The sequence below is a fragment of the Corynebacterium zhongnanshanii genome, from assembly GCF_014490575.1.
In the GTDB taxonomy this organism is placed as follows: Bacteria; Actinomycetota; Actinomycetes; order Mycobacteriales; family Mycobacteriaceae; genus Corynebacterium; species Corynebacterium zhongnanshanii.
Map to the genome: position 1 here is coordinate 1201323 of NZ_CP061033.1, position 24825 is coordinate 1226147.

19 protein-coding genes are annotated in these 24825 nt (G+C 62.8%); 2 read left to right on the forward strand and 17 right to left on the reverse strand.

All coding sequences use genetic code 11. The annotated features are described in order from the left end of the window. Positions 1-64 precede the first annotated feature (64 nt). The gene (gene betA, locus IAU67_RS05450) at positions 65-1849 is read left to right on the forward strand and encodes a choline dehydrogenase (protein WP_151841700.1); all 1785 of its coding nucleotides are present in this window, start codon (positions 65-67) and stop codon (positions 1847-1849) included. On the opposite strand, the gene trmD is transcribed toward betA, so the two are convergent. The 7 genes from trmD to ftsY form a co-directional block, all read right to left on the reverse strand. Continuing rightward, positions 1846-2697, reverse strand: a complete 852-nt coding sequence (gene trmD, locus IAU67_RS05455; RefSeq protein ID WP_151843457.1) for a tRNA (guanosine(37)-N1)-methyltransferase TrmD — start codon at positions 2695-2697, stop codon at positions 1846-1848. The two genes, betA and trmD, sit on opposite strands and share 4 nt — an antisense overlap. Beyond that, positions 2698-3279 (reverse strand): ribosome maturation factor RimM, encoded by a 582-nt coding sequence (rimM, locus tag IAU67_RS05460; RefSeq protein WP_151843456.1) that lies wholly within the window; start codon positions 3277-3279, stop codon positions 2698-2700. 10 nt (positions 3280-3289) lie between these two features. Beyond that, on the reverse strand, positions 3290-4633 hold the full coding sequence (gene gdhA / locus IAU67_RS05465; RefSeq protein WP_151841701.1) for an NADP-specific glutamate dehydrogenase: 1344 nt from the start codon (positions 4631-4633) through the stop codon (positions 3290-3292). 148 nt (positions 4634-4781) lie between these two features. After that, positions 4782-5288 (reverse strand): 30S ribosomal protein S16, encoded by a 507-nt coding sequence (gene rpsP, locus IAU67_RS05470; RefSeq protein WP_151841702.1) that lies wholly within the window; start codon positions 5286-5288, stop codon positions 4782-4784. Between the two features lie 194 nt (positions 5289-5482). Next, positions 5483-7072, reverse strand: coding sequence for a signal recognition particle protein (gene ffh / locus IAU67_RS05475; RefSeq protein WP_151841703.1), 1590 nt, complete (start codon positions 7070-7072; stop codon positions 5483-5485). 77 nt (positions 7073-7149) lie between these two features. After that, the gene (locus IAU67_RS05480) at positions 7150-8487 is read right to left on the reverse strand and encodes an ammonium transporter (RefSeq protein WP_151841704.1); all 1338 of its coding nucleotides are present in this window, start codon (positions 8485-8487) and stop codon (positions 7150-7152) included. A 178-nt stretch (positions 8488-8665) separates the two neighbouring features. After that, entirely contained in the window at positions 8666-10111 is a 1446-nt protein-coding gene (ftsY, locus tag IAU67_RS05485) for a signal recognition particle-docking protein FtsY (RefSeq protein ID WP_151841705.1), read from the reverse strand. Positions 10112-10185: 74 nt separating this feature from the next. Here ftsY and IAU67_RS05490 point away from each other — a divergent pair, with 74 nt between their 5' ends. Further along, entirely contained in the window at positions 10186-11472 is a 1287-nt protein-coding gene (locus IAU67_RS05490) for an alpha/beta hydrolase-fold protein (RefSeq protein WP_187767862.1), read from the forward strand. Here the strand turns inward: IAU67_RS05490 and lysX are convergent. The 10 genes from lysX to IAU67_RS05540 form a co-directional block, all read right to left on the reverse strand. Further along, positions 11435-14620, reverse strand: a complete 3186-nt coding sequence (gene lysX, locus IAU67_RS05495; RefSeq protein ID WP_151841707.1) for a bifunctional lysylphosphatidylglycerol synthetase/lysine--tRNA ligase LysX — start codon at positions 14618-14620, stop codon at positions 11435-11437. The two genes, IAU67_RS05490 and lysX, sit on opposite strands and share 38 nt — an antisense overlap. Before the next feature lie 31 nt (positions 14621-14651). Next, entirely contained in the window at positions 14652-18128 is a 3477-nt protein-coding gene (gene smc / locus IAU67_RS05500) for a chromosome segregation protein SMC (protein WP_151841708.1), read from the reverse strand. 10 nt (positions 18129-18138) lie between these two features. Then, on the reverse strand, positions 18139-19002 hold the full coding sequence (locus IAU67_RS05505) for a PhzF family phenazine biosynthesis protein (RefSeq protein ID WP_151841709.1): 864 nt from the start codon (positions 19000-19002) through the stop codon (positions 18139-18141). Next, positions 18999-19745: a ribonuclease III gene (gene rnc, locus IAU67_RS05510; RefSeq protein WP_151841710.1), complete on the reverse strand. Its 747-nt coding sequence runs from the start codon at positions 19743-19745 to the stop codon at positions 18999-19001. The genes IAU67_RS05505 and rnc overlap by 4 nt, the downstream gene beginning before the upstream one ends. A gap of 15 nt (positions 19746-19760) precedes the next feature. Beyond that, positions 19761-20357 (reverse strand): YceD family protein, encoded by a 597-nt coding sequence (locus IAU67_RS05515; protein WP_151841711.1) that lies wholly within the window; start codon positions 20355-20357, stop codon positions 19761-19763. Between the two features lie 74 nt (positions 20358-20431). Continuing rightward, positions 20432-21184 (reverse strand): DivIVA domain-containing protein, encoded by a 753-nt coding sequence (locus IAU67_RS05520; RefSeq protein WP_151841712.1) that lies wholly within the window; start codon positions 21182-21184, stop codon positions 20432-20434. A 78-nt stretch (positions 21185-21262) separates the two neighbouring features. After that, positions 21263-21748, reverse strand: a complete 486-nt coding sequence (coaD, locus tag IAU67_RS05525) for a pantetheine-phosphate adenylyltransferase (protein ID WP_151841713.1) — start codon at positions 21746-21748, stop codon at positions 21263-21265. A gap of 39 nt (positions 21749-21787) precedes the next feature. Next, positions 21788-22387: a 16S rRNA (guanine(966)-N(2))-methyltransferase RsmD gene (gene rsmD / locus IAU67_RS05530; protein ID WP_151841714.1), complete on the reverse strand. Its 600-nt coding sequence runs from the start codon at positions 22385-22387 to the stop codon at positions 21788-21790. Then, positions 22388-22594, reverse strand: a complete 207-nt coding sequence (locus tag IAU67_RS05535; RefSeq protein WP_151841715.1) for a biotin/lipoyl-containing protein — start codon at positions 22592-22594, stop codon at positions 22388-22390. It lies immediately after the preceding gene. A 48-nt stretch (positions 22595-22642) separates the two neighbouring features. Continuing rightward, positions 22643-24823 carry an ATP-dependent DNA helicase RecG gene (locus tag IAU67_RS05540; protein WP_151841716.1) on the reverse strand — a complete coding sequence of 727 codons (2181 nt, stop codon included), beginning with the start codon at positions 24821-24823 and terminating at the stop codon, positions 22643-22645. Positions 24824-24825 lie beyond the last annotated feature (2 nt).

Genomic DNA, 24825 nt, shown 5'->3' on the forward strand with positions numbered 1-24825 from the left:
CTATTTCTGAATGTCATTTACCCATACAATCCCTGCGTCACCCCAGCGGAAGGAATAATACTTTATGGGACTATTCAAAAAATTGATTTCTCAGTCCACGAACGATACAACCGGTGAGGTTGTGCACGATACCCACCGCGATGTTGTGATCGTCGGAGGCGGCTCAGCCGGTTCTGTCCTGGCCCATCGCATGACCGAGGATCCCGACCAGCGCGTCATGGTCCTAGAAGCCGGCCGCATGGACTCCCTGTGGGATCTGCTCATCCACATGCCCTCCGGCTTCTCCTTCCCCATCGGCAACAAACACTACGACTGGAAGTACGAAACCGAACCAGAACCAGAGATGAACGGCCGCCGCGTTCCCCACGCCCGCGGTAAAGTCCTCGGCGGATCTGGATCCATCAACGGCATGATCTTCCAGCGCGGAAACCCCATGGACTACGAAAAGTGGGGCGCCCTACCTGGCATGGAGAACTGGGATTACGCCCACTGCCTGCCCTACTTCAACAAGATGGAAACCGCCAAGGGTGCCGACGCCAAGGACCCCCGCCGCGGCCACAACGGCCCGCTGTACCTGTCCCGCGGCCCCGCCACCAGCCCACTGTTCCAGTCCCTGTTTAAGTCCATCCAAGAGGCCGGCTACCACCTGACCAACGATGTCAACGGCTACCGCCAGGAGGGCTTCGCTCCCTTCGACCGCAACATCAAGCACGGTCGCCGCGCCTCCTCCGCCCGTTCCTACATCCACCCCATCAAGGACCGGAAGAACCTGGACCTGCGCACGCGCGCCTTCACCACCAAGATCCTCTTCGACGGCACCCGTGCCACCGGCGTGGAATACGAATGGAAGGGCGCACTGCACCGCGTCACCGCTGACAAGGTGATCCTGTGCGGCGGCGCGATCAACACCCCTCAGCTCCTGCAGCTCTCCGGCGTGGGTCCACGCAAGCTGCTGGAGGAACACGGCGTGGAGGTTGTGAAGGATCTTCCCGGTGTGGGCGAAAACCTTCAAGACCACCTGGAGGTCTACATCCAGTACGAGGTGGATACCGAGTACTCCTCCCAGCCCTATCTGCACAAGTGGCGCTGGCCGTTCATGGGCCTGAAGTGGCTGCTGACCAAAAAGGGCCCCGTGGCTACGTCCCACTTCGAAGCCGGTGGCTTTGTCCGGTCCAACGAGGACGAGGACTACCCGAACCTCATGTTCCACTTCCTGCCGATGGCGGTGCGCTACGACGGCACCCCAGCCAAGGTGAAGCACGGCTTCCAGTGGCACGTGGGCCCCATGTTCTCGGACACGAAGGGCTGGGTGCGTATCCAGTCCGCAGATCCGCACGTGAAGCCAAAGATGCTGTTCAACTACCTGCGCACCGAACAGGACCGGCGCGAATGGGTGGAGGCCGTGCACAAAGCCCGCGAGCTCATGTCCACGGACGCCATGGCGGAGCACGGAACCCGCGAGTTCTCCCCAGGGCCCTCCGTCCAGACCGACGAGGAGATCCTGGAATGGGTCCGCAACGACGGCGAGACGGCACTGCACCCCTCCTGCACCGCCAAGATGGGCCCGGCCAGCGATGACATGGCCGTAGTGGATCCCGAGACCATGCAGGTCCATGGAACCGAGGGCCTCTACGTGGTGGACGCCTCCGTCATGCCGATCATCACCAACGGTAATATCTACGCGCCGGTGATGATGCTGGCGGAGAAGGCCGCCGACCTCATCCGCGGCCGCAAGCCGCTGGATCCCATCAACCTGCCGTTCTACCAGGCCAAGAAGGATATGCCGCTCTACGCAGAGGGCGAAGAGATCCGCGACCACGTCCACGCCATCCCGGGCGCGGACCACTAAACCTGGTCGAGGCCGTCCAGATACTCCCTGTCGCGCGCGCTGAGCTCCACCCGGTCCAGCAGATCGGGGCGCCGCTCGCGCGTGCGCTTCAAGGATTGTTCACGGCGCCACTGCTCAATCTTTGCGTGGTTGCCGCTGAACAGCACTTCTGGAACCTCCAGCCCTCGCCAGCTCCGCGGGCGCGTATAGCTGGGGCCCTCCAGCAGGCCGTCCTGGAAGGAATCCTCTTCGTGGCTGGCCTGGTTGCCCAGCACCCCGGGGATCAGCCTCACCATCGCCTCGGCCATCACCAGCACGGCCACTTCCCCACCGATCAGCACATAATCGCCGATGCTGACCTCTTCCACGCGGTAGCGCTGGGCGGCATCATCCACCACGCGCTGATCGATCCCCTCGTAGCGCCCGCAGGCGAACACCACGTGCTGCTCCTGCGACCACCGCTCGGCCATGTCTTGGCTGAAGGGAACGCCGGCCGGCGTCGGGACAATCAACAAGGGGCGATGATCACCCGCAACGTTATCTGCATCCTTTACCCCCGACGCCGACGGTGCCGCATTCGACAGATTCCTCTTATGTTCCATGCTCGTGGTGAGATCGGCTGCGTCGGCCGCCGGACCGGTGCCAGCCGCCACATCGTCCAGCGCGGGGCCCCACACCTGCGGCTTCATGACCATGCCCGGCCCGCCCCCGCAGGGCCGGGAATCCACGGACTGATGGACATCCGTCGTCCATTGCCGCAGGTTGTGCACGCCTACCTGGATGAGCCCCTGCTCAATCGCCTTGCCCAGCAGGGCGTGGCGCAGGGGTTCGAGGTACTCGGGGAAAATGGTGAGAACGTCGATGCGCATCTATCGCAGCTCCAGCAGGCCCTCGGGAGGAGTGATGACGCAGGCCTCGTTGTCCAGGTCCACGATGGGAACGATGGCATGGCGAAATGGGATCAAGACCACGTCTCCGGCGGTGGGTAGGTCCGCATCCTTGTCGATGGTGACCTCCAGGAGCTGGCCCGCCGGAGTGTGCTGCACACCGGTGATCTCCCCAATGTCCATGGGCTCTGGCTGCGCGCCCTCGTACGCCCGGGCGTAGGCGGTCTCTTCGTCCACGGCACCGCAGGTGAGGACACGCAGGCCCTCCAGTTGGTGATCGTAGAAGGCCTCCTCGTCCTCATCGACGATGGGCTGTGCGAAGAAACGCAAGCCCCGCAGGGATTCTGCGGCGGTGCGGTCGGGGATCTCCTCGAAGAAGACCAGCAGGCGGCCCTGGTGAGGGCGCACAGATGTGATTGTCAGCTGTACTTCTTTCCCCGATTGCTTGCCGGTGAGGACGGTGCCTGGGGCGAACCGTTCCTCCGGCATATCGGTGGTGGCGTCCACGACCACTTCGCCGCGGACGCCGTGAGGCTTAATCACCCGACCAATCTGCAATTCCATGCAGATTACTTTAGATGATGCCCTGCGCCAGCATTGCGTCAGCTACCTTCTTGAAGCCGGCGATGTTGGCGCCGATGATGTAGTCGCCTTCCTGACCGTACTCCGCGGCGGTGTTGGAGCAGTTCTGGAAGATGTTACGCATGATGCCCTGGAGGCGCTTGTCGGTGTACTCGAAGCTCCAGGAATCGCGGGAGGCGTTCTGCTGCATCTCCAGCGCGGAGGTGGACACACCGCCGGCGTTGGCTGCCTTGCCTGGGGCGAACCTGATGTTGCGCTTGCGGAACACCTCGATGGCCTCTGCGGTGGAAGGCATGTTCGCGCCCTCGGCCACGTACTTGCAGCCGTTGTCTGCCAGAGTGCGGGCGGACTCGCCGTCCAGCTCATTCTGGGTCGCACATGGGAGAGCAACGTCGCACTCCACCTCCCAGATATTTCCGTTCTCGTGGAAGGTTGCGCCGTCAACCTGACGTGCATAGTCGGAGACACGCTCGCGCTTGACTTCCTTCACTTCCTTCAGCAGGGCAACGTCTACACCATCTGGGGTGTGAACGTATCCGGAGGAATCAGAGAATGCCACCACAGTAGCGCCCAGTTCCTGAGCCTTCTGGATGGCGTAGACGGCCACGTTTCCGGAGCCGGAGACCACCACGCGGGCGCCGTCCAGGCGCTCCTTGTGCTCCTTCATCATCTCCTGGGTGAAGTACACGGTGCCGTAGCCAGTGGCCTCGGTGCGCACCAGGGATCCGCCCCAGGTCAGGCCCTTACCGGTGAGTACACCGGACTCGTGCTGGTTGGCCATGCGGCGGTACTGTCCGAAGAGGAAGCCGATCTCGCGGCCGCCCACTCCGATGTCGCCGGCAGGGACATCGCGGTACTCACCAATGTGGCGGTGCAGCTCGGTCATGAAGGACTGGCAGAATGCCATGATCTCGCGGTCGGACTTACCCTTCGGGTCGAAGTCAGATCCACCCTTACCGCCGCCGATGGGCAGGCCGGTGAGGGAGTTCTTAAAGATCTGCTCGAAGCCGAGGAACTTGATGATGCCGAGGTTCACGGACGGGTGGAAACGCAGTCCGCCCTTGTAGGGGCCCAGGGCGGAGTTGAACTGAACGCGGAAACCGCGGTTGACCTGAACGTTTCCTGCGTCATCAACCCACGGCACCCGGAAGATGATCTGACGCTCTGGTTCTGTCATGCGGTCCAACAGACCCTGCTCTGCATAGAACGGGTCCTTAGCCAAGACATAACGCAGACTGTCCAATACCTCGTGTACAGCTTGGTGGAATTCAGGTTCCCCAGGGTTTCGCTGCAGAACTTTCTGGTAATACTTCTGGACAGTTGCTTCTACGCTCATGCGCATCTCCTTTAAGAGGGTAAACAAGACTCTTCATATCTTTCCAGATTGCCTATAGGCAGCGCTACCCCTTAGAGACAAAAAAATATAAGAACATACAAGAAAACCGACCCGAAGGTCGGTTTGCTCTCACAAGAATGAGGAAGGATTATTCCTCGGTTGCAGCCTCTTCAGCGTCTGCGTCTGCAGCCTCGGACTCAGCTTCCTTCGCAGCAGCCTCTTCCGCAGCGGCGGCCTCAGCAGCAGCCTTAGCCTCTGCCTCTTCCTTAGCCTTGCGCTTCTTCTGGGTGATGGCCTCAGCGGTTGGGCCTTCAGCAGCCTCAGCCAGAGCCTCGTTGAAGATGTCCAGCTTGGAACGCTTCTCCTCGGCAACCTTCAGGGTTCCCTCTGCACCTGGCAGGCCCTTGTACTTCTGCCAGTCGCCGGTCACCTTCAGCAGAGCCAGAACAGGCTCGGTTGGCTGCGCGCCAACGCCCAGCCAGTACTGTGCACGCTCGGAGTCGATGCGGATCAGGGAAGGTTCCTGGGTTGGGTGGTAGATACCGATGTTCTCGATAACCTTACCGGAACGCTTGGTGCGTGCGTCAGCAACAACAACGCGGTATTCAGGGTTGCGGATCTTACCCAAGCGCTGCAGCTTGATTTTTACTGCCATGATTGGCTCCTTCAGTCGTGGTCACTGGGCAGTTCAGTCACCCGCCACCTGAGTGTGGCGGGCCGGTTCAGCCCTTGATGTTTATGCTGCGCGTGACCACCGGTCGACCGTGGTCGAGGACGGTGTTACACAGACAACTCGAAATATACTAGTAGCAGATGCCCGTTTTTCCAAGCCGGTGGCACCGGCGCGTCCTACTTCTTCGGGAAGTTCAGCTTGGACAGGTCGATGTTGTCGAACCCTGGGGGCAGCTCCTCCTGCATCTTCTTCAGGTCCTTCATCGACGGCATTCCCCCGCCCATGCCCGGCATTCCCGGCATTCCACCCATGCCTGGCATCTGCGGGTTTTGAGCGCGACGGTTGTTGCGGGCGTTCTTACCCTTCTTCCCCTTCTTGCCCTTGCGGTGATTCTTCTGCTTCTTCGTGGCGGACATTCCACCGCCCATGCCGAACTGGTTCATGGCCTTGCCCATCATCTTCTTCGCCTCGAAGAAGCGGTCCACCAGCTGGTTGACCTCGGACACAGACACACCGGAACCATTGGCGATGCGCTTGCGGCGAGACGCGTTCAAGATCTTCGGATCCTGACGCTCCGCAGGGGTCATGCCTCGAATGATGGCCTGGATGCGGTCCAGCTGCTTCTCGTCGACCATGTCCGCCATCTTGGACATCTGCGAGCCACCCGGGAGCATCTTCAGGATGTTGCCCAACGGCCCCATCTTGCGGATCATCATCATCTGATCCAGGAAGTCCTCCAGCGTGAGCTCGCCGGACATCATCCGGGCGGCAGAATCCTCGGCCTTCTTCTGATCCAGAACCTGCTCAGCCTGCTCGATCAGGGTCAGCACATCACCCATGCCCAAAATACGATTGGCCATGCGGTCCGGGTGGAACACATCGAAGTCTTCCAGTTTCTCACCCGTGGAGGCGAACATAATGGGTTTGCCGGTGACCTCACGGATCGACAGAGCAGCACCACCGCGGGCGTCGCCATCCAATTTCGTCAGGACCACACCGGTGAAGTCCACGCCATCGCGGAATGCCTCGGCGGTGGTGACGGCATCCTGACCGATCATAGAGTCGATCACGAACAGCACTTCGTCGGGCTCCACGGCATCGCGGATGTTGCGGGCCTGCGTCATCAGCTCCTGGTCGATACCCAGGCGGCCCGCGGTATCGATAATGACGATGTCATGCTTGGTTCGGTAGGCCTCTTCAATACCCTGCTGAGCCACCTCGACCGGATCACCATGGGACGTGCCCATTTCGTGGTCGTGGGACTCCAGGCTAGTGCCTGGGTCCGGGGCGAACACGGCCACGCCGGCGCGCTCACCCACGATCTGCAGCTGCTGAACCGCACCCGGACGTTGAAGGTCACACGCCACCAGCATCGGCGTGTGCCCCTGCTTCGACAGGTGCTTCGCTAGCTTTCCGGCCAGCGTGGTCTTACCGGCACCCTGCAGACCGGCGAGCATAATCACTGTGGGCGGGTGCTTCGCCAAGTGCAGGCGCCGGGTCTCCCCACCCAGGATCTGTTGGAGTTCCTCGTTCACAATCTTGATGACCTGCTGCGCTGGGTTCAGCGCCTCGGACACCGCCGCGCCGTTGGCACGCTCCTTCACTCGCTGGATAAACGCGCGCACCACGGGAAGGGACACATCGGCTTCCAGCAGCGCCAGGCGAATCTCCCGGGCTGTGGTGTTGATGTCTTCCTCGGTCAACTTACCCTTGCCACGAAGCCCCTTGAGGGCACCTGACAGGCGATCTGAAAGCGACTCAAACACGGTTGAACGCGTCTCCCTACAACGATGGTGAACAATAAGTAATCTCCCCCACTGTAACAGCGAGGGAGATAGTAAACCTAAAGCTTCACTGAAGAGTCCTGGAACTCGTAGTTGTAGGCCTCTTCACCGTGGTGAGAGGTGTCGATTCCCACGCTCTCTTCGTCGCTGCTAATGCGCCAGCCCAGGGTCTTCTTCAGGATCAACGCGATCACTGTGGTGACCACAGCGCAGTAGACGGCGGCGATGACTGTGATGAGGATCTGCACCACGAGCAGCTTCGCGCCTTCTACGCCACCTCCGGTGAACAGTCCGGTATCGGTCGCGAAGAGGCCGCAGGCGATGGTGCCCCATACTCCAGCAACCAGGTGCAGTCCCACCACGTCCAGGGAGTCGTCGAACTTGAAGACGTACTTCATGCCCACGCCCACCGCGGCGAGCATGCCGCCGATGAAGCCGATGATGATGGACGTCAGCGGGGTCATGTCTCCTGCTGCCGGCGTGATCGTCACCAGACCTGCCACCACACCCGACGCCGCGCCCAGCGATGTCACGTGCTTATCCCGGATGCGCTCGACCGCCAGCCAGCCCAACATCGCCGCACAGGTCGACGCCGTGGTGTTCACCCATGCCAGTCCCGCCATGCCATCTGCGGCGAATGCGGAGCCGGCGTTGAAGCCGAACCAACCAAACCACAGCAGCGCTGCACCCAACATCACCAGCGGCAGGTTGTGGGGGCGTTCCTTGGTTTCCATGAAGCCCATCGAGCGGCCAATGATGATGGCCAGAACCAGGCCAGCAACACCGGCGTTAATGTGCACCACGGTGCCACCGGCGAAGTCGATCGGCTGAATGTTCGCGACGAGCTCGCCGCTTTCCTCGTGGGTTCCGAACAGCAATGCTGCCACAGAGCGCTCGCCGTCACCGAGCCAGCCGCCGCCCCACACCATGTGCGCCATGGGGAAATAGGACGCGGTGATCCAGATGGCGACGAACACCATCCAGGTGCGGAACTTCACGCGATTGGCCAGGGATCCGGCGATAATCGCCACGGTAATCATGGCGAACGTCACCTGAAATGCAATATCAATCACGTTCGCGTAGCCATTGGCTCCCACAACGTACTTACCGTCGGAATCAACGATGGCGTTGGTGAGGCCGAAAAACTCCAGTGGGTTGGAAAAGATTCCGGCGATGGACTGGGTTCCGTAGGACATGGACCATCCCCACAGCATGTAGAGCACGCCCACCACGCCCATGGATCCGAAGACCATCATCATCATGTTCAGCGCAGACTTTTGGCGCGACATGCCGCCATAAAACAGGGCCAGTGCCGGAGTCATCAGAAGCACCAGGGCCGCGGAGACCAACATCCACGCGCTATTGCCACTGGCCAGTGAAATTTGTTCGGGAGTCATACTCTCGTCCTTTACGTCAAAACATCACTCATGGTGTACGAAGTGAAGTAAACACCGTCAATGTTTCCGATCATGGTGCGCGAATGTTTCATGCAGATAAAAGAAAACCTGCTGTTGTTAACAGCAGGTTTCATGAGTCGAAAGTTGTGAGTGTGTGAGGACGTAACCAGTGAGGATGCTATCCCAGCAGCGCGTCCACGAAGCTTTCCACCTCGAATGGCGCCAGATGATCGGCACCCTCACCCAGGCCCACGAGCTTCACGGGAACGCCCAGCTCCTCCTGAACCTGGAACACAATTCCGCCCTTGGCCGTACCATCCAGCTTGGTCAGCACCACGCCGGAGATGTCCACCACATCCCGGAAAATCCGGGCCTGCGCCAAACCGTTTTGGCCCACCGTGGCGTCCAGCACCAGCAGAACCTCGTCCACCTTGGCCTTCTTCTCCACCACGCGCTTGACCTTCCCCAGCTGGTCCATCAGACCAACTGAGGTGTGCAACCGCCCGGCGGTATCCACCAGAACAACATCCACGCCTTGGTCGATGCCGGTCGCGACGGCGTCGAAGGCAACGGAGGCAGGATCGGCACCTTCCTTACCTCGGACGGTATCGGCACCGACGCGGCGCCCCCAGGTCTCCAGCTGGTCAGCCGCGGCGGCGCGGAACGTATCCGCCGCACCCAGCAGCACCTTGTTGCCCATGCCCACCAACACGCGAGAGAGCTTGCCCGTGGTGGTGGTCTTACCCGTTCCGTTCACACCCACCACCATGATCACGGCTGGCTTGCCTTCGTACGGCATCGCCTTGATCGAACGATCCAGCTCCGGCTTGCCGGCGGAAATAAGCACCTCGCGCAGCATCGCGCGCGCCTCTTCCTCGCTGGACACGCCCTGCACAGCGATGCGCTCGCGCAGGTCCTCCACCACCTTCATGGTGGTTGCAGCGCCAAGGTCCGCCATGATCAAAGTGTCCTCGATCTCCTCCCAGGCATCCTCATCCAAGTCACCCGCGGACAGAATGCCCAGCACGCCGCGGCCGATGACGTTCTGTGATTTCGCGAGGTTTCCGCGCAGCTTGCCCAGGCGGCCCTGGACAGGGGCGATCTCCTCGCGGGTTTCGGACTCCGTCTTTTCGGGGACGTCCACCAGGGTGGAGTCCTCGGATACCTCAACGGTCTCATCGGAGATGTCTGGCTCTGGGGCTGGTTCGGGTTCTGGTTCTGGGGTTGGCTCTGGTTCTGGCTGGGGCTCTACTACTGGCTCGGGTTCTGGAGCAGGCTCTGGCTCCGGCGCCTCGACGGGCCGCTCCGGAACATCCAGCACCTCATCATCCAGGTGCTGAACGGGCTCCAGCTGAGGCTCAGCGACCTTCTCCTTCTCCCCCACAGGATCCGTCACCGTCACACCGCCGATAGTGGACGTTGCCTCCTCAGTGCCGCCCGAGGTGAAGTTAAACCCACCCTGGGCCTTGTAGTCACCGCTGGACGGCTTCTTCTGCTCCAGCTCATCCTTCTTCTGGAAGGAGACCTGCTTCGCCTTGCTGCGCTTCAAGCCCAGCAGAATGAGCAGCCCCACAATCACCAGGAGCGCGACAACACCAACAATGATCCACGACGTAACGTTCATACCTACCAGTTGTACTTCAATACTGGCGCTCATGTGCAATGAACACAGGGCTTTACGGCGCTAGGATGAGTACCATGCTGGATACGCTGCGATCTTTATCGCTTGTCAGCACACCCATCACGATTGTGAGCTGGGTGTGCATCATCCTCGGACTGATCGGCACCGCCCTCATCGTCCCGTCAGGCAAACGCCTCAAAACCATCGCCATCGCGTGGGGCATCAGCATCGGCATCGCGCTGGCCGTGGTCCTGGCGATCGAGCTGGTGCTGAAGATGACCTTCGACGAACTCAAACCCATCGTCATCCTCGCCATCACGCTGTGCGGTTGCTGCCTGCTCACGTTCGCTGCCAGCATCTTCATGCATTGGCGTTCTCTTCTGGGCGTGGCACCCCTGGCACTGTCGCTCATCGGCACCCTGCTTCTCGCGAACCAGGCCTACGTGCTCTACCCCACCGTCCACGCACTGGAAACTAAGGCGGACCTGGAGACCGCCACGGTGGACGACCTTCCCGCCGCCTTAAAGAGCATCCCGCTCCCGTCATGGAAGCCGCCCCGCTCCGGATTACGAGACCATGGTGTGTTGGTGCGCCATCAGCCGCCCGCGCCGGCGTCGGGATTTAATTCTCGCGACGCCGTGGTCTACCTGCCACCGGCGTGGTTTAGTGAGCCCCGGCCACAGCTGCCCGTGCTGGTGCTGATGCCCGGTTCCCCCGGCGATCCCGAACAATGGTTCGCCAACGGCCACGCCGATGAGCTGGCCGACCGCTACCAACGGCAGCACGGCGGGCTAGCACCCATCATCGCATCCATTGATACTACGGGTAGTACCTTCGGCAATCCGCTGTGCACGGACTCGCCCGAGGCGAAGATCACCACGTTCGTCGCCGAAGATGTGCCCATCTGGTTGAAGAAGCAGTTCAACGCGGCCCCCGATCAGCACACGTGGACCTTGGGCGGCATGTCCTACGGCGGCACCTGTGCGCTGCAAACCATCCTCAACCGGCCCGAGGCCTACGGAACATTCCTGGACTTTTCGGGCGAAATCTCCCCCAACGACGGCCTCAGCCACCAGTCCACTGTCAGCCGATACTTCGACGGCAGCCAAGAGCTCTTCGACGAGCGCAACCCAGAGTCCATCCTCACGCGCTCCCCGCACCCTGACCTCGTGGGCCACTTCGTGGCAGGTAAGGACGACGATCAGCCGACGGAGGACCTGAAGAGACTCAACGAGCTTGCACAACGCGCCGGGGCGAACACCACGTTCACCATCGTGGACGGCGGGCACGACTTCGAGGCGTGGCGCCAGGCCCTCGAGCACAGTTTTAGCCTTGTGATCTCCCGTGGCGGTCTGCCAACGTAAAGGCCAACACGTCCCGGATTGGGGTACCCGTGAGCAGCATGATGATCCGATCCACGCCCAGCCCCAGCCCCCCGGTGGGCGGCATGCCGATTTCCAGGGCGTGGAGGAACTCCTCATCCACCTCCATGGCTTCGGGGTCGCCACCGGCGGCTTTGAGGGACTGGTCCTCCAGGCGGCGGCGTTGCTCTAGTGGGTCAGTGAGCTCCGAATAACCAGTGCCCAATTCCATGCCCCAGGCCACCAGGTCCCACCGTTCTGTGAGCCCTGGAGTGGTGCGGTGCTGCCGGGTGAGTGGCGAGACCGAGGTGGGGAAATCGCAGTAGAACGTGGGTAGCGTGGTCCGGGCCTCCACGAACGTCTCGTAGAGCTCCTCGATCAGCTGTCCCTCATCCCAGGACACGCGATAGTCGATGCTTAGCTGGTCGCACAGCTGCTGTAGCTCCTCCACCGGGGTGGTGTGGTCCACCACCACCTTCGTGCCCAATTCCTCGCTGACCGCCTCGCTGATCGCGCCACACACGCTTTTCACCGGCCACGGCTCCGCGATGGACACGTGCGTCCCATCGGGCGCATGCACCAGCTCCTGGCCGTGCAGCTGACGGGCCGCGGCCTTAATCAGTTGCTCTGCCAAGACTCGCATCGTGGTGTAATCACCGTGCGCCTCGTAGACCTCGAGGGACGTGAACTCCGGATTGTGGGAGGCGTCCACGCCTTCGTTTCTAAACACGCGCCCCAACTCAAAGATCTTCTCCGCGCCCTGCACCATCAGCCGTTTCAGATACAGCTCCGGAGCGATGCGCAGGTACAGGTCCACGTCATAGGCGTTGAGATGCGTGGTGAAGGGCCGCGCGTTGGCGCCTCCATGCACCCGTTGCAGAATCGGTGTTTCCACTTCCATGAACCCGCCGTCGCGCAGGACCTCCCGAAACGCGGTGGTCACGGCGTTGCGGGCAGTCAGCCTCGCCACCACGGTGCCCACGGCATCCTGCTGAGAGGCTGGCGGATGGAGGGACTTTGCCTCCACCGTGAGTGATTCCGCCATCACCGACGACGTGCCATTCCGACTCGCCCCGATGGTCCCGTCCACCGCAATGATGTCCCCCAGATCAATGGCCTTGAACTCCTGCCGAGCACTGCCTTCGCTTAAGATTTGTGCGCTGCCGTGGGCGTCGCGAATGTCGAGGAACAGCACACCGCCGAAATCACGGCGCCTCAGGACACGTCCGGATACCCGCACCTGGCGCCCAGCCTCGGCCGTGGCCACGTCTGCGCACGTGATGCTCGGCGCCACCGCCACCGGCCACGGCTGAATCCCCCGCTCCATCAGGTGCTGTGCCTTGTCGTGGCGAATCCGGGATTGCTCGCTGACTCTGCGTTGCGTGGTGCGTTGGGCGTCGCGGACATAGTGCAGCGCCCACTGTGCCTCGGGCTGGGACCGCACCGCGTTGTGCACCGTATCCCGCCCCGTCCAATCCGGGATGAATCCCTCTGCCCGTGCCGACGCCATGCCTACCTTTCCCAGGGATAGTGAATCGGGGAAGCACAGGTACCGCGGCAGCCACAGCGGTTGATATTTCTGGTTCGACTTATACAAGGACTCCATCTGCCAGCGCTTGGAGAGCATGCTGAGGGTCTTACGCGTCCAGCGCGTCACGGCGCCCACCGCTACCCTGTCCTCACTGGCGAAGATCTCGCGGAACACCGCAAAGTTGAGTGACACTCGGCTGACCTTGAGGTCCTCGTGGGTGCACACTCCCGCAATCATGGTCTCCACGGTTCCGTTGGGTGCCTGCGGGCCGCGGCGCATGAGGTCCAGGGACAGGCCCGACGGTCCCCACGGGACGAAGGACAGCATGGCCACCGGCTCAGAATCCACCAGCGCTTCCACCAGAAGGCAGCGGCCGTCCTGCTCGTCACCCAGGCGGGACAGGGCCATGGAAAAGCCGCGCTCGTCAGAGGTGTCGCGCCAGGCGTCCGCCCGCTGGGAAATGGCTGCGAACTCGTCGGCAGAAATCTCGCCGTGGCGGCGGAAGCGCAGCTGCACCCCGAAGCGCTCCGCATGGGAGATGGCCTGGCGCACCGGCTTCATCACCGGGGTCTTGAGGCGGAAGGAATCCGTGTACACCACGGCCTCATCGCCCAGGTGCAGGGAGCGCAGCCCGTGGCGTTCATAGACGGCCGCTCCCCGCTCGCTGGCGCCCATGACCGCGGGAGTCCAGCCATAGGTCATGGAGTGCTCCAGCCATGCCTGGACCGCGGCATCCCAATGGGCGGATTCACCGATGGGGTCGGCACTAGCCAGGCTCACCCCGTTTTCCACGCGGTAGGTCACGGCCGCCGCTCCATTGGGCGCGAAGATCACGGACTTATCGCGCCGCGTGGCGAAGTAGCCCAGAGAATCCTCGGCACCGAACGCCCCGAGGAGCGCCCGCACGGCCTGCTCGTCCTGCTCGGACATCGTGTTCTCGCCTTGCTGGGAGCGCACCAGCGTAACCATCGCGGCAATCAGAACTATTGCGGAGAGCAGCGATATCACCAGGGACACCCACAGCGGTGGGTGTCCCTGGAACAGGTCGCCATCAACGATGGAAAAGGCCATCGCATGATTGGCCACCCACCCATAGCGGTGGTGCCCGTTGAGTGTGCCCGGCCAGTAGTGGACCAGCAGCGAGCCGATCAGGAACACGGCCACAACTCCCCCCAGCCACACGCTTAAGGCTCGGCCCACTGCACCCTCGCGCGTCCTCACCGCGAAGTCATGACGGCGAAGAAGCATCAGGACAAGGAAGAAGGCTTGAACAGCCACGCCCAAATAGAACAGTGGACCGTAGTAGTGGTGATCAATGCGCGTGTTCTCATCAGCGAGCATCACTGCAATGTTCGCGCCGTTGAGCAGCGCCAACCCGCCGATCGCTATGCACCACGCCAGCCTTTTACCCCGGGAGAGCCCCAACCCCAGGAGGAAAAGAATCACCGACCAGGCGATGGAGTCCACCGGCATGGGCAAAAACGCCAGATCCAGGATGTACGCCAGGTAGCCCAAGCGGCTTTCCACCGCACGCGAAATCGTCATCCCCAAAGACAGCAGCGCGTACAGCCAGATGGAGGTGCCGATGTAGCGTGGGAAGAATCCAGAGCGAGTTTTCATCACACGATAGTTATACGCCCCACCCCATACATTAGGTATTCGAACGGGACATTCTCTGCGAAATAACGCGCGTCACACCATCGCCACGCATCGTCACGCCGTACAGAACATTGGCCACATCCATCGTGGGTTTCTGGTGCGTGATGACGATCAGCTGGGAATCCTTCCGCAGCTCTTCAAACAGAGCGATCAGTCGTCGCAGGTTCACGTCATCCAGCGCCGCTTCCACCTCGTCCATCACATAGAACGGGGACGGCCGCGCGCGGAAGATAGCCACCAGCATGGCCAACGCGGTGAGGGACTTCTCTCCACCGGACAGCAGGGACAGGCGCTTGACCTTCTTGCCCGGCGGGCGCGCTTCCACCTCAATGCCGGTGGTCAGCATGTCATCGGGCTCCGTGAGCACCAGCCGCCCTTGGCCGCCCGGGAATAGCGTCTGGAACACCCGCGGGAACTCCGCCTCCACGTCCTTCCACGCGTCGGTAAACAGGTGCAGGATCGTGTCATCCACGTCCTGAATCACATCCTGCAGGTCCTTGCGCGCCTGCTCCACGTCGTCCAGCTGTTGGGACAGGAACGTGAAGCGCTCCTCCAGCGCCTTGTACTCCTCCAAGGCCAGAGGGTTGACCTTACCCAGAGAATTGAGCGACTTCTCTGCCTTTTTCAGCTCCGCGCGGGTCTCGGTGGCATCGAAATCGTCCGGTAATTGTTCGGACAGCAGCTGCTCGGCGTTCATCGCCAGCTGCTCCATCGCGTGGTTCAGCGCCTGCTCCAGCTTCACTTGAGCCTGCGTGCGCGCGAGCTCCGCCTCGTGCGCCGCATTGTTTACGCGGCCCAGCTGCGCTTGCAACGCCGAGAGCTTATCCTTCTGCTGCGCCAGGGCAGCCTGCCATTGCTTCAGGGTCTGCTCCGTGGTGCTGCGCTGCGCCTCCGCGTTCAGCAGTGCCGCGGCGATGCGTTGCTCCACGCGCCGAGCCTGCGTGTGCACGGCCTGGGCCATCACGCGCACAGCGGCCTTTCGCTGCTGAGAACGTTCAAATTGTTCGCGAGACTGTTGCTCGTGGCGCGCTTGGCGTCGGAGGGCATCGGCACGGCCCCGCGTGGCCTCCGCACGTTCCTCCGCGGTGCGCAACGCCAGCCGTGCCTCGGTCTCCATCGAACGCACCTGGGTCAGCGCCTGAGCGGCCGCGTCACGCTCGGCGGTGGAGGCAACTTCGGGGTGATCGTCGTCCTCCACCCGGGACACGCGGTCGTTGAGCTCCGCCAACTCCTCCTCGGCGGCGTTCAAGGCCTGCTCCGCCGCGTCGCGTTGCTGCGCCGCACGCTGCCATTGGGATTCCGCCGCCGTGTATTGCTTCTCCACCGCCGCGTAGTGCTGCTCTACGGCGACGCGTGCGGCCCGTTGCTCCTGAACCTTTGCCCTGGCCGACGCCGCCGTGGTGCGCAGGTCATTCGCCGCATCCAAGGCTCCGCGCAGCTGCCCTTGGAGGTCGTCCAGGGTGTAGCGTGTGCGTTCCACCTCCGCCTCCAGCTGGGCGATGTTCTCCGCGATCTCCACGGCGTTGGAGGCCCCACCTGTGCCGGCGGCGACCCAACCGGACCCGTAGAGGGTACCGGTACGCGTGACGGCGCGCAGGCGGGAATCCTGCTCCACGACCCGCCGGGCCTCGTCTCCGGACTCCACCGCGACCACGTCCACCAGCACGCTGGTGAGCGCGTGCTGCAACTCCTCAGGGCAGTCGATGAGGTCCAGCAGCCACTGCCCTGCTGCCGGGGTGAGGTCCAGCCTCCAGGTATTCTTATCTGCCCGGGGTTCCATCAGGACGGCGCGGCCGGCGTTAGCATCTTCCAGCGTGGTGACGATGGAGTCCTCCAGCGGCGCGATCACGCCCGCATCCGAGGCAGCGCCCAGGGCGCTCGCAAGTGCCGCACCCCAGCCCGACTGAGCTGCGACAGCATCCGCGATCGACCGAGCCGATACGCCTGCTTTCTCCGCCGCCTCCACGGCCACCGCGGCGCCGTCAGAGGGGCGCAACCGCTCCCGCCACGCAGCAAGGGTGGCCTGTCCGTGGGCGATGTCCTTCTCCAGCTGCAGCTGCTGCGCCCGAAGCGCCTCGGAACGCTCTTCGGCCCCGGCTGCTTCCCGCTCCGCGCGTGCGGTATCCTCTTCCAGCCCGGAAAAGTCGCCGCTTGCCTCCTCCACGGCATCGCGCGCCTGGGCGCGCTCGTCGTCCATGGAGTCCAGCATCTCCTTGAAGTGCTCAACGGACTCCGCGGCGCGTTCCAGCTGGGTGCGCGCGTTGTCCACGCGGGCCGTGGCTGCCTCGTGCTGCGCGAGCAGGCGCACCACGCCTTCGCGGCGATCCGCGATGGCCCGGGCCTGGGCCAGGTGTTCCCGTTCGGCCTCGCGGGCGGCATCTTCTGCCTCGAGGACAGATTCCCTGATGGACTCCAGGCTCTCCTGGGCCATCTCCACGGCCTCGTCCAGGGCCTGCTGTTCGAGCTCTGCTGCCTCCGCCCGGGCCAGGATCTCGTCGGGATCGGGTCCGGTCCACACCGCGTCTGCCGTGGATTCGGCCCTGTCCGCGGCGATGCGCACGGTCGCGGCATTCTTTTCGGAGACCGCCGACAGGCGATACCACAGGTTCTTGGCACTTTCGGCTTCTTCCAGGGCGGTGCGCAGCTCTTCCTCGGTGATCGCCAGCTCTTCCGAGTGCACCTCGACCGTTTGCTGGAGCTCCTCCAGCTGTTCGTTGAGTTGCTGGGCTCGCTGGGTCGTGTCCTCGAGGCTCGCGGATAGTTGCGTCACCTGGTGCGCCGCCAGCTGCACGCGGGCTGTGCGGATGGTGGCCTGGACGGTGGAGGCCTTCTTCGCCGCTTCCGCCTGCCGCGCCAGGGGCCCCAGCTGCTTGTGCAGCTCGTCGGTGAGGTCGTGCAGGCGGTCGAGGTTCGCCTGCATGTTCACCAGTTTCCTCTGCGCTTTTTCCTTTCGACGCCGGTGTTTCAGCACCCCGGCCGCCTCCTCAATGAAGGCGCGTCGTTCCTCCGGCCGGGACTCCAGGATCTGGGCGAGCCGTCCCTGACCCACGATCACGTGCATTTCGCGGCCGATACCGGTGTCCGACAGGAGCTCTTGAATGTCCATCAGACGGGACTTGGTCCCGTTGATCTCGTATTCTGAAGCGCCGTCGCGGAACATGCGGCGCGTGACGGAGACTTCCGAATACTCGATGGGCAGTTGGCCATCCGAGTTATCGATGGTCAGTGTGACTTCTGCTCGGCCCAAGGCCTTGCGCTCGCCCGCGCCGGCGAAGATCACGTCCTCCATCTTTCCGCCACGCAGAGTCTTGGCGGAGTGCTCGCCCATCACCCATGCCAGGGCGTCCACCACGTTGGATTTTCCAGAGCCGTTGGGTCCCACCACAGCGCAAATCCCTGGCTCGAGCTTGAGGGTCGTTGGCTGCGCGAACGACTTAAAGCCTTTGAGGGTCAGGGATTTGAGATACACGCGTAACAGTCTACAAGGTGATGGTTCCCTGAATCACGCTGGTGGCGCGACCGCCAACCCAGATCTCAGACTGATCCTCATCGGCCGTGATGTGCACCCGCCCGGCACGCCCGATCGCGGTGCCCTGGGCGGCAACATAGGGGGCCGTGGCGCGCCCAGTGGACAGCAGCCACTGTGCGGCGGCGGCGTTCAGGCTGCCGGTCACGGGATCCTCGCGCAGGGGCTCGGTGCCTTCGGTGAAGAAGGCACGAACCTCCCACGCTGGCTCCTGACTGTCCTCCGACGCCACGGCGTGCGCCCCGATCACTCCGATGTCCCAGCGGCCTGGGTGCTGAGAGGCGTCGGGCTTTAAGGAGAGCACGGTCTCCGCACTATCCAGAAGGAGCCCCACCCAGCCTGGGCCGTTGTCGAGCCACTCGGCGTCGACGATGCAGCTGCGGTCAATTCCCAACATCTGGCTCAGGGTCGCGACCAGGTCCGCATCCACGGGGCCCGTGCGCAAGCGTTCAGGGGCTTGGAAGGCGAGCGTGTCCCCGTCGATGGTGATGGGGATCAGGCCTGCCTCGCACTGCTGGATGATGGTTCCCGGCGTGCGGGGCGCACCACCTGCCTCCAGCCATGCCCGGGCGGTTCCCAGCGTGGGGTGCCCGGCAAAGGGCAATTCCTTGTTCAGGCTGAAAATGCGCACGCGATAGTCCGCGCCGGGATCGGTGGGCGGCAGCACAAAGGTGCATTCAGACAGGTTGGACCAGACGGAGAATCGGCGCATGGTGGCGTCATCGAGCCCCTCGGCGTCCAGCACCACGGCCACGGGATTGCCCGTGCCGGGATCCTGACCGAAGACGTCGACCTGGCTAAAACGCCGGCTGGTCATGACTCTCCGCCATCACGAAGCAGCTTCACCGCCGCAGCCGCAGCCTTGTGTTCGGCTTCGCGCTTGGTCTTCCCTGTTCCCGTGGATTGCAGCAGGCCCGTGAGGTTGAGCACCGCGTGGAACGTCTGATCGTGCTCAGGCCCCTCCACGGTGATGGTGAAGATGGGCTCGACCTGAATCCGGCGACCGGCCAGCTCTTCAGTCAAGGTGGTCTTCCAGTCCATGGTGCGGCCCTTCACCTCCGCCGCGTCGATGCGGCTGGCGAAAATGCGCAGGATTGTTGCGCGGGCGACCTCGAAGCCCTGCTCCAGGTAGATCGCACCCAGGATGGCCTCCACGGTATCCGCAAGGATGGAGTCCTTATCTGCGCCATCGGTGCGCTGCTCGCCGCGGCCGAGCAGGATGTACTGACCCAGGCCCAGCTCGCGGGCCACGGAAGCCAGGGCGTACATGTTCACCACGGAGGCACGCATCTTGGAGATGTCGGACTCAGTGTTGTGTGGGTATTGCTTATACAGTTGCTCGGCCACGGACACGCCCAGCACCGCATCGCCCAAAAACTCCAGGCGCTCATTGTTGGGGAGGTTGTCATTCTCGTTGGCAAAGGAGCGGTGTGTGAGCGCCAGGCGCAAGATATCATCGCTCAAGCTCACGCCCCACGCCTCAAGCAATGGGGCGTGATCGGTCTTGTTATACGCTGCGTGCAGCGCGGGCTCCCCTGTTAAGCGCCGTTTGCGGGCCACAGATTGTATCCTTCCCTACTTGGATTCTTGGTCGTCCACGGTGAACTTCTTCAGCGCGGCCCAGCGTGGATCGATGGGTTCCTCGTCGGCGTCCTCACCGTCGAGGCCTTCCGGTCGGGCCGATTCGCCGCCCACGGCCAAGGCACCATCCACGGTTCCGGCCGGCGTGGGGGTTTCCTCCACGCAGTGCTGTCCGAAATCTTCACACACGGGGCTAAACGGCGCGTTCAGGCCGGCCTCGTCCAGGACCAATTGCGTGATATCGATCGTGCCGTCTTTGACCAGTAGCGGCTCGCCGTCTTCGTCGTCTGCATCGTCGCCACTGATGAAGTCTTCGGTGAAGCCAAAGACATCATTGATGGTGTAGTCGAAGGTGGTCTGGATGTCCTGAAGGCACAGGCTGCAGGTGCCGGCGGCGGCCGCCTGGACCTGCGCGTTAATGAGCACGGCCTCACCCAGGTTGCTTAACGTGCCGTGAACCTCCACCGGGGTATTCTCCTCGACCGCCAACATGTTTCCGCCCCAGCGAACCGGCGAGGGACCGGTCGCCTCAACAGGTTCGCTCAGGCCGGTAGGAACGTCGGACACTTCGATCACGAATGGGTTGCTCATAGCTACATTTGTACCCTGAGTGGGCACTGGCGTGCGAATCTCCGCTGGGTTCACAGCGGGAGCAACCAGCAGGCTTAGTCGGCGTGCTCCTCGTAGCGGTGATCCCGTGGTTCCCGAGAGGTGCGCGATGGCGCGTGTCCGGACACTCCGGCTCCCTTGCGCAGCGCCGCGCGATCCCTGGTGACCGTGCGCAACGTGGCGTTGAGGGTGTTTTCGAACTCGGCCAGCGTGGAGTCCACGTAGCGGTCGCATTCGGTCCGCAGGCGGTCAGAATCGGCGTGCGCGGACTCCACGATGCGCTGGGACTCCGCCTGGGCGATGCGTACAACCTCGGACTCGGACACCAGGCGAGCCTGCTCCGCCAAACCTTCATCCACCGAACGCTGGTAGGACTCGTTACCGCTGGTGATCAGGCGGTTGGCTTCAGCCTCGGCGCGGGACGTGACGGTCTCGTATTCACGACGGGCGTTTTCCACCAGCGTTTCGGCGCGGTCTTCCGCTTGAGCGACGGTCTGGGTGGCGCGCGCTTCGGCGTCGTCAATAATTTTGGCAGCACGTGCCTCAGCTTCGGCGAGGATGTCGTCGCGTTCCCTCTCCGCGTCGGAGATCAAGGTGTCCGCGTGGTTTTGCGCATCGTCGATGATGCCGTCCCGGTGATCCAACACGTCCTGCGCGTCATCCATCTCGACGGGGATGGCGTTGCGCATCTCGTCGAGAATGTCGAGGACGTCGCGTCGCGGAACCATGCAATTGGACGTCATCGGCACGCTGTAGGCTTGCTCCACCATGTGCTGGAGGTCATCCATACCCTGGAAAGTCTTGTACATGCATCCCATCATGCAACATCAGTCACACAAGTCACGATAGGACACACGGGTTCCTGAAAAATTGTGAGGAACGCTTCCCTAGGACGAAAACTTAGCGCGCATAGCCTCCACCACGGGCTCCGGCATCAGACCGGACACATCCCCGCCGTACTTCGCCACTTCCTTGCACAGCGTGGAGGACACATAGCCATAGTCCGGGTTGGTCAGCAGGAAGTACGTCTCCGCCCCAGACAGGCGCTGGTTCATCTGGGCCATGGGCAGTTCGTATTCATAGTCCAGGGAACTGCGCAGTCCCTTCACCATCGCCTGAATATCGTGCTTCTTCAGGTAATCCACCAGCAGGGAATCCCACTTATCCACCGTGATGTTTGTCGGGCCGTTGGGAAGCGCGTCGATAGAACGACGGATCAGGTCCATCCGCTCCTCGGCATCGAACAACCCGGACTTGTTGGGGTTGTAGGTCACCAGCACGGTCACCTCATCGAAGGTGGCCGCCGCGCGGGTAAAGATGTCCAGATGGCCATTGGTCACAGGATCGAAAGATCCGGGGCATACAACTCGCATTGAAATCCTCGCCAGTCTCTATTCGCTACTCGTTGCTCGTTACTCGTTCATCTCTGCATGGGCTACACGGCGCCACAGAGCCATATCAAAGCGAGCTATTCCAAAAGTACGCTTTTTCAACTTCTGACTGGTGGGTTCAAACCCGTCCGGCCACTGGGTCTGCGCCGAGTCCCGGTGCCGCTCCACTACCACCATCGCATCGTCTGCCAGCAGCGGCTGCAGGGCGCACAGCATGTCGTGCACGGCATCGTCGTCCAGGTCGTACGGTGGATCGACCAGCACCATGGTGAAGTGCCCCTGCTGCGCGCCCGCCACGAACGTAGAAGCCTTCGCTTCCACCACCCGCGCGGAGTCCTTCGGCAGTTCCTTGGCCACCACCTGAATGTTGTGCTTGATGGTCGCAACAGCCTGCGGGCTGGAATCCACCAGGGTCACGCTCCGCGCGCCCCGGGACAACGCCTCCAGCCCCAACGCGCCGGACCCAGCAAAGAGATCAAGCACCACCTGATCCTGGAAACCCACGCGCGCCTGCAGCGACGAAAACAGCCCCTCGCGCGCCCGGTCTGACGTGGGCCGGGTCCCTTCGCTAGGCACTTTAATCCTGCGGCTGCGTGCCGTTCCCGCAATAATGCGTGTCATCTACACAATCTCCACAATCTCGTCGCCACCCTGAACGTTCACGAAGTCCTCCCGCTGGGTGCGTTTCACGGTCCCTGGCGCCGGTGCCAACACGGGTGCCTCCAGCTTGATCGCCTCCACCGTGGCAAGCTCGGTCCCTGTGGTCACTTCTTCGCCATCGGCCACGCAATATCGGACCACTCCGGCGAAGGGCGCGTAAATCTTCATGGGGCTTAGTGTACCGCCTCTCCCTCACACACCCGGCCGTCCCGTGGGCTAAGCCCGTTCGATATATTCCTGATCCTCGATCTCGATATCGGCCACCAGCTCCCGCGCGCGCTCGGCGTCCCAGGCCACCAATTCTTGTGCGTAGTCGCGCGCCGCCTCGATAATCTCCCCGTCCTCGGAGAGGTCCAGCAGGTCCACGCGCCGCGCTGTGCTGCCCGATTGCCGTTGCCCGAGAACGTCCCCCTCCGTGCGCTGCTTGAGGTCCAACTCGGCCAAGTCAAAACCGTCGTGTGTGTCTGCCACCGCGATTAATCGTTGATACGACGCCGAAGTCTCCTCCATACCGGTCACCAACAAACACACGGCATCTGCGGCTCCACGGCCTACTCGCCCTCTCAACTGGTGCAGCTGGGATACGCCAAAGTTTTCGGCGTCGATCACCACCATCATGGTGGCGTTCGGGATGTCCACGCCCACTTCGATCACGGTGGTGGCGACGAGCACGTCATACTCCCCCGCTGCGAAGGCTTGCATGATCTCGTCTTTGTCCTCGGCGGGCATGCGGCCGTGCACCATCCCCACCTGAAGCTGCGGTGCGAAAGTGGTGCGGATGCGTTCTGCCCAGGATTCCACCCCGTCCTCGCCTTCGATCTTCGGCACCACCACAAAGGCCTGGTGGCCCACTGCCGCCTCCTCCGCCATGCGGGTCCAGATGCGGCGGAACCAGGCCGGATTACCCAGGGGAACCACCACCGTGGACACCTCTCCTCGGCCCTGCGGCAGGCCCTCGAGGCGTACTGGTTCCAGGTCACCGAACATGGTCATGGCCACGGTGCGGGGAATCGGGGTGGCGGTCATGACCAGCATGTGCGGCGTGGCATCCGCGGGGCTGCGTTCCCGCAGGAAGTCGCGCTGACGCACGCCGAAGCGGTGCTGCTCGTCCACTACCACCAGGCCTAGGTTAAAGAACTCCACGGTGTCCTGGATCAGCGCATGGGTGCCGACCACAATATCGGCCTGGCCACTGACGATGTCCAGCAGCGCAGCCTTTCGTTCGGAGGTCTTCTGTGATCCCGTCAGCAATGTCACGCCCACGCGGGAACCTTCGGGGCTTAAGCCTAGGAGTTCCACGAGTGTGCGGGCGTGTTGGGCGGCGAGCACTTCTGTGGGAGCGATGAAGGCGCATTGATAGCCGGCGTCGACAGCCTGGAGCATCGCCAGGAGTGCGACGATGGTTTTACCGGCACCCACATCGCCCTGCAGCATCAGGTTTGCCGGCGTATCGGAATGCAGTGCCGCGGAGATGGTCTCCACGGCGTGTTCCTGGCCGGGGCTTAAGGTGTACGGCAGGTGGGCGAGCATGCTGGCGCGGGCGCTGTCCGAGGTTTCGGACATAGCCATGGCGAAGCCGGAGCGCACGGTAGCGTCGGCGCGCCGTAGGGCCATCACCAGCTGCAAGGACAGCGCCTCGTTGAATTTCAGGCGGAACAGCGCGGCGTGCGGCCCCTCCGCCGGGGGTTGGTGGATCTGACGCAGGGCCGAATCCAGGGGGATCATCTGCTCCCCCTCCGGGTCCGCGGGCCATGCCGGAGCGTCCTCCCCGGTGGGGAGCACTTCGGGGATCGGGTCCAGCTGGCCCAGCACCTGGTTCACCACACCGGTGAGCTCAGCGGTGGTGGTGCCGCTGCGTCGGCCGTAGAAAGGCAACCACGGACGGTTCAGGATCTTCTGCGCCTCGGCCTCGCTCCCGGTGATGTCCACGATGGTTTTCAAAGGGCCATAGGCGCCAAAGCGCGCCCCGTCTGCGGGGAACATGGACACGTAGGAGGGGTTTTTCAGCTGCCACCGGTCGTTGAAAATATCCAATTTCCCGTAGAGCAGCACGATAGAGCCGGGGACCAACACGCTGCGGTGCATCGCGGGGTTGCCGAACAGTGCCGAGTCCAGCCGCACCACGCCATCGCTGAAGGAGAAGGTGATGTAGCGGCGCGGTCCGCGGCCGGAGTAGTTCTCCCTCTCCTGGGCGTGGAGGATCTCCGCCACGCAGGTGTACATCTCCCCCGGTTCCATGGGTTCCATGGCTGTGGGGTCGCCCATCCGCGCATAGTTACGCGGGTAGTTGGTGAGGAGGTCGTAGACCGTTTTCAGGCCTGGCTTTGCGGAGAGCGTGCGCGCCCGGTCGGGGCTCACCAACAATCCCAGTGGTCGACGATCTATCCAGCCCAGCATGT

Bases quoted from the DNA above. Each gene is read 5' to 3' on its own strand.
- betA (WP_151841700.1), top strand. From the start codon at position 65: ATGGGACTATTCAAAAAATTGATTTCTCAGTCCACGAACGATACAACC.
- trmD (WP_151843457.1), bottom strand. From the start codon at position 2,697: ATGCGCATCGACGTTCTCACCATTTTCCCCGAGTACCTCGAACCCCTG.
- rimM (WP_151843456.1), bottom strand. From the start codon at position 3,279: ATGGAATTGCAGATTGGTCGGGTGATTAAGCCTCACGGCGTCCGCGGC.
- gdhA (WP_151841701.1), bottom strand. From the start codon at position 4,633: ATGAGCGTAGAAGCAACTGTCCAGAAGTATTACCAGAAAGTTCTGCAG.
- rpsP (WP_151841702.1), bottom strand. From the start codon at position 5,288: ATGGCAGTAAAAATCAAGCTGCAGCGCTTGGGTAAGATCCGCAACCCT.
- IAU67_RS05480 (WP_151841704.1), bottom strand. From the start codon at position 8,487: ATGACTCCCGAACAAATTTCACTGGCCAGTGGCAATAGCGCGTGGATG.
- ftsY (WP_151841705.1), bottom strand. From the start codon at position 10,111: ATGAACGTTACGTCGTGGATCATTGTTGGTGTTGTCGCGCTCCTGGTG.
- IAU67_RS05490 (WP_187767862.1), top strand. From the start codon at position 10,186: ATGCTGGATACGCTGCGATCTTTATCGCTTGTCAGCACACCCATCACG.
- lysX (WP_151841707.1), bottom strand. From the start codon at position 14,620: ATGAAAACTCGCTCTGGATTCTTCCCACGCTACATCGGCACCTCCATC.
- IAU67_RS05505 (WP_151841709.1), bottom strand. From the start codon at position 19,002: ATGACCAGCCGGCGTTTTAGCCAGGTCGACGTCTTCGGTCAGGATCCC.
- IAU67_RS05515 (WP_151841711.1), bottom strand. From the start codon at position 20,357: ATGAGCAACCCATTCGTGATCGAAGTGTCCGACGTTCCTACCGGCCTG.
- IAU67_RS05520 (WP_151841712.1), bottom strand. From the start codon at position 21,184: ATGTACAAGACTTTCCAGGGTATGGATGACCTCCAGCACATGGTGGAG.
- coaD (WP_151841713.1), bottom strand. From the start codon at position 21,748: ATGCGAGTTGTATGCCCCGGATCTTTCGATCCTGTGACCAATGGCCAT.
- rsmD (WP_151841714.1), bottom strand. From the start codon at position 22,387: ATGACACGCATTATTGCGGGAACGGCACGCAGCCGCAGGATTAAAGTG.
- IAU67_RS05535 (WP_151841715.1), bottom strand. From the start codon at position 22,594: ATGAAGATTTACGCGCCCTTCGCCGGAGTGGTCCGATATTGCGTGGCC.
- IAU67_RS05540 (WP_151841716.1), bottom strand. From the start codon at position 24,823: ATGCTGGGCTGGATAGATCGTCGACCACTGGGATTGTTGGTGAGCCCC.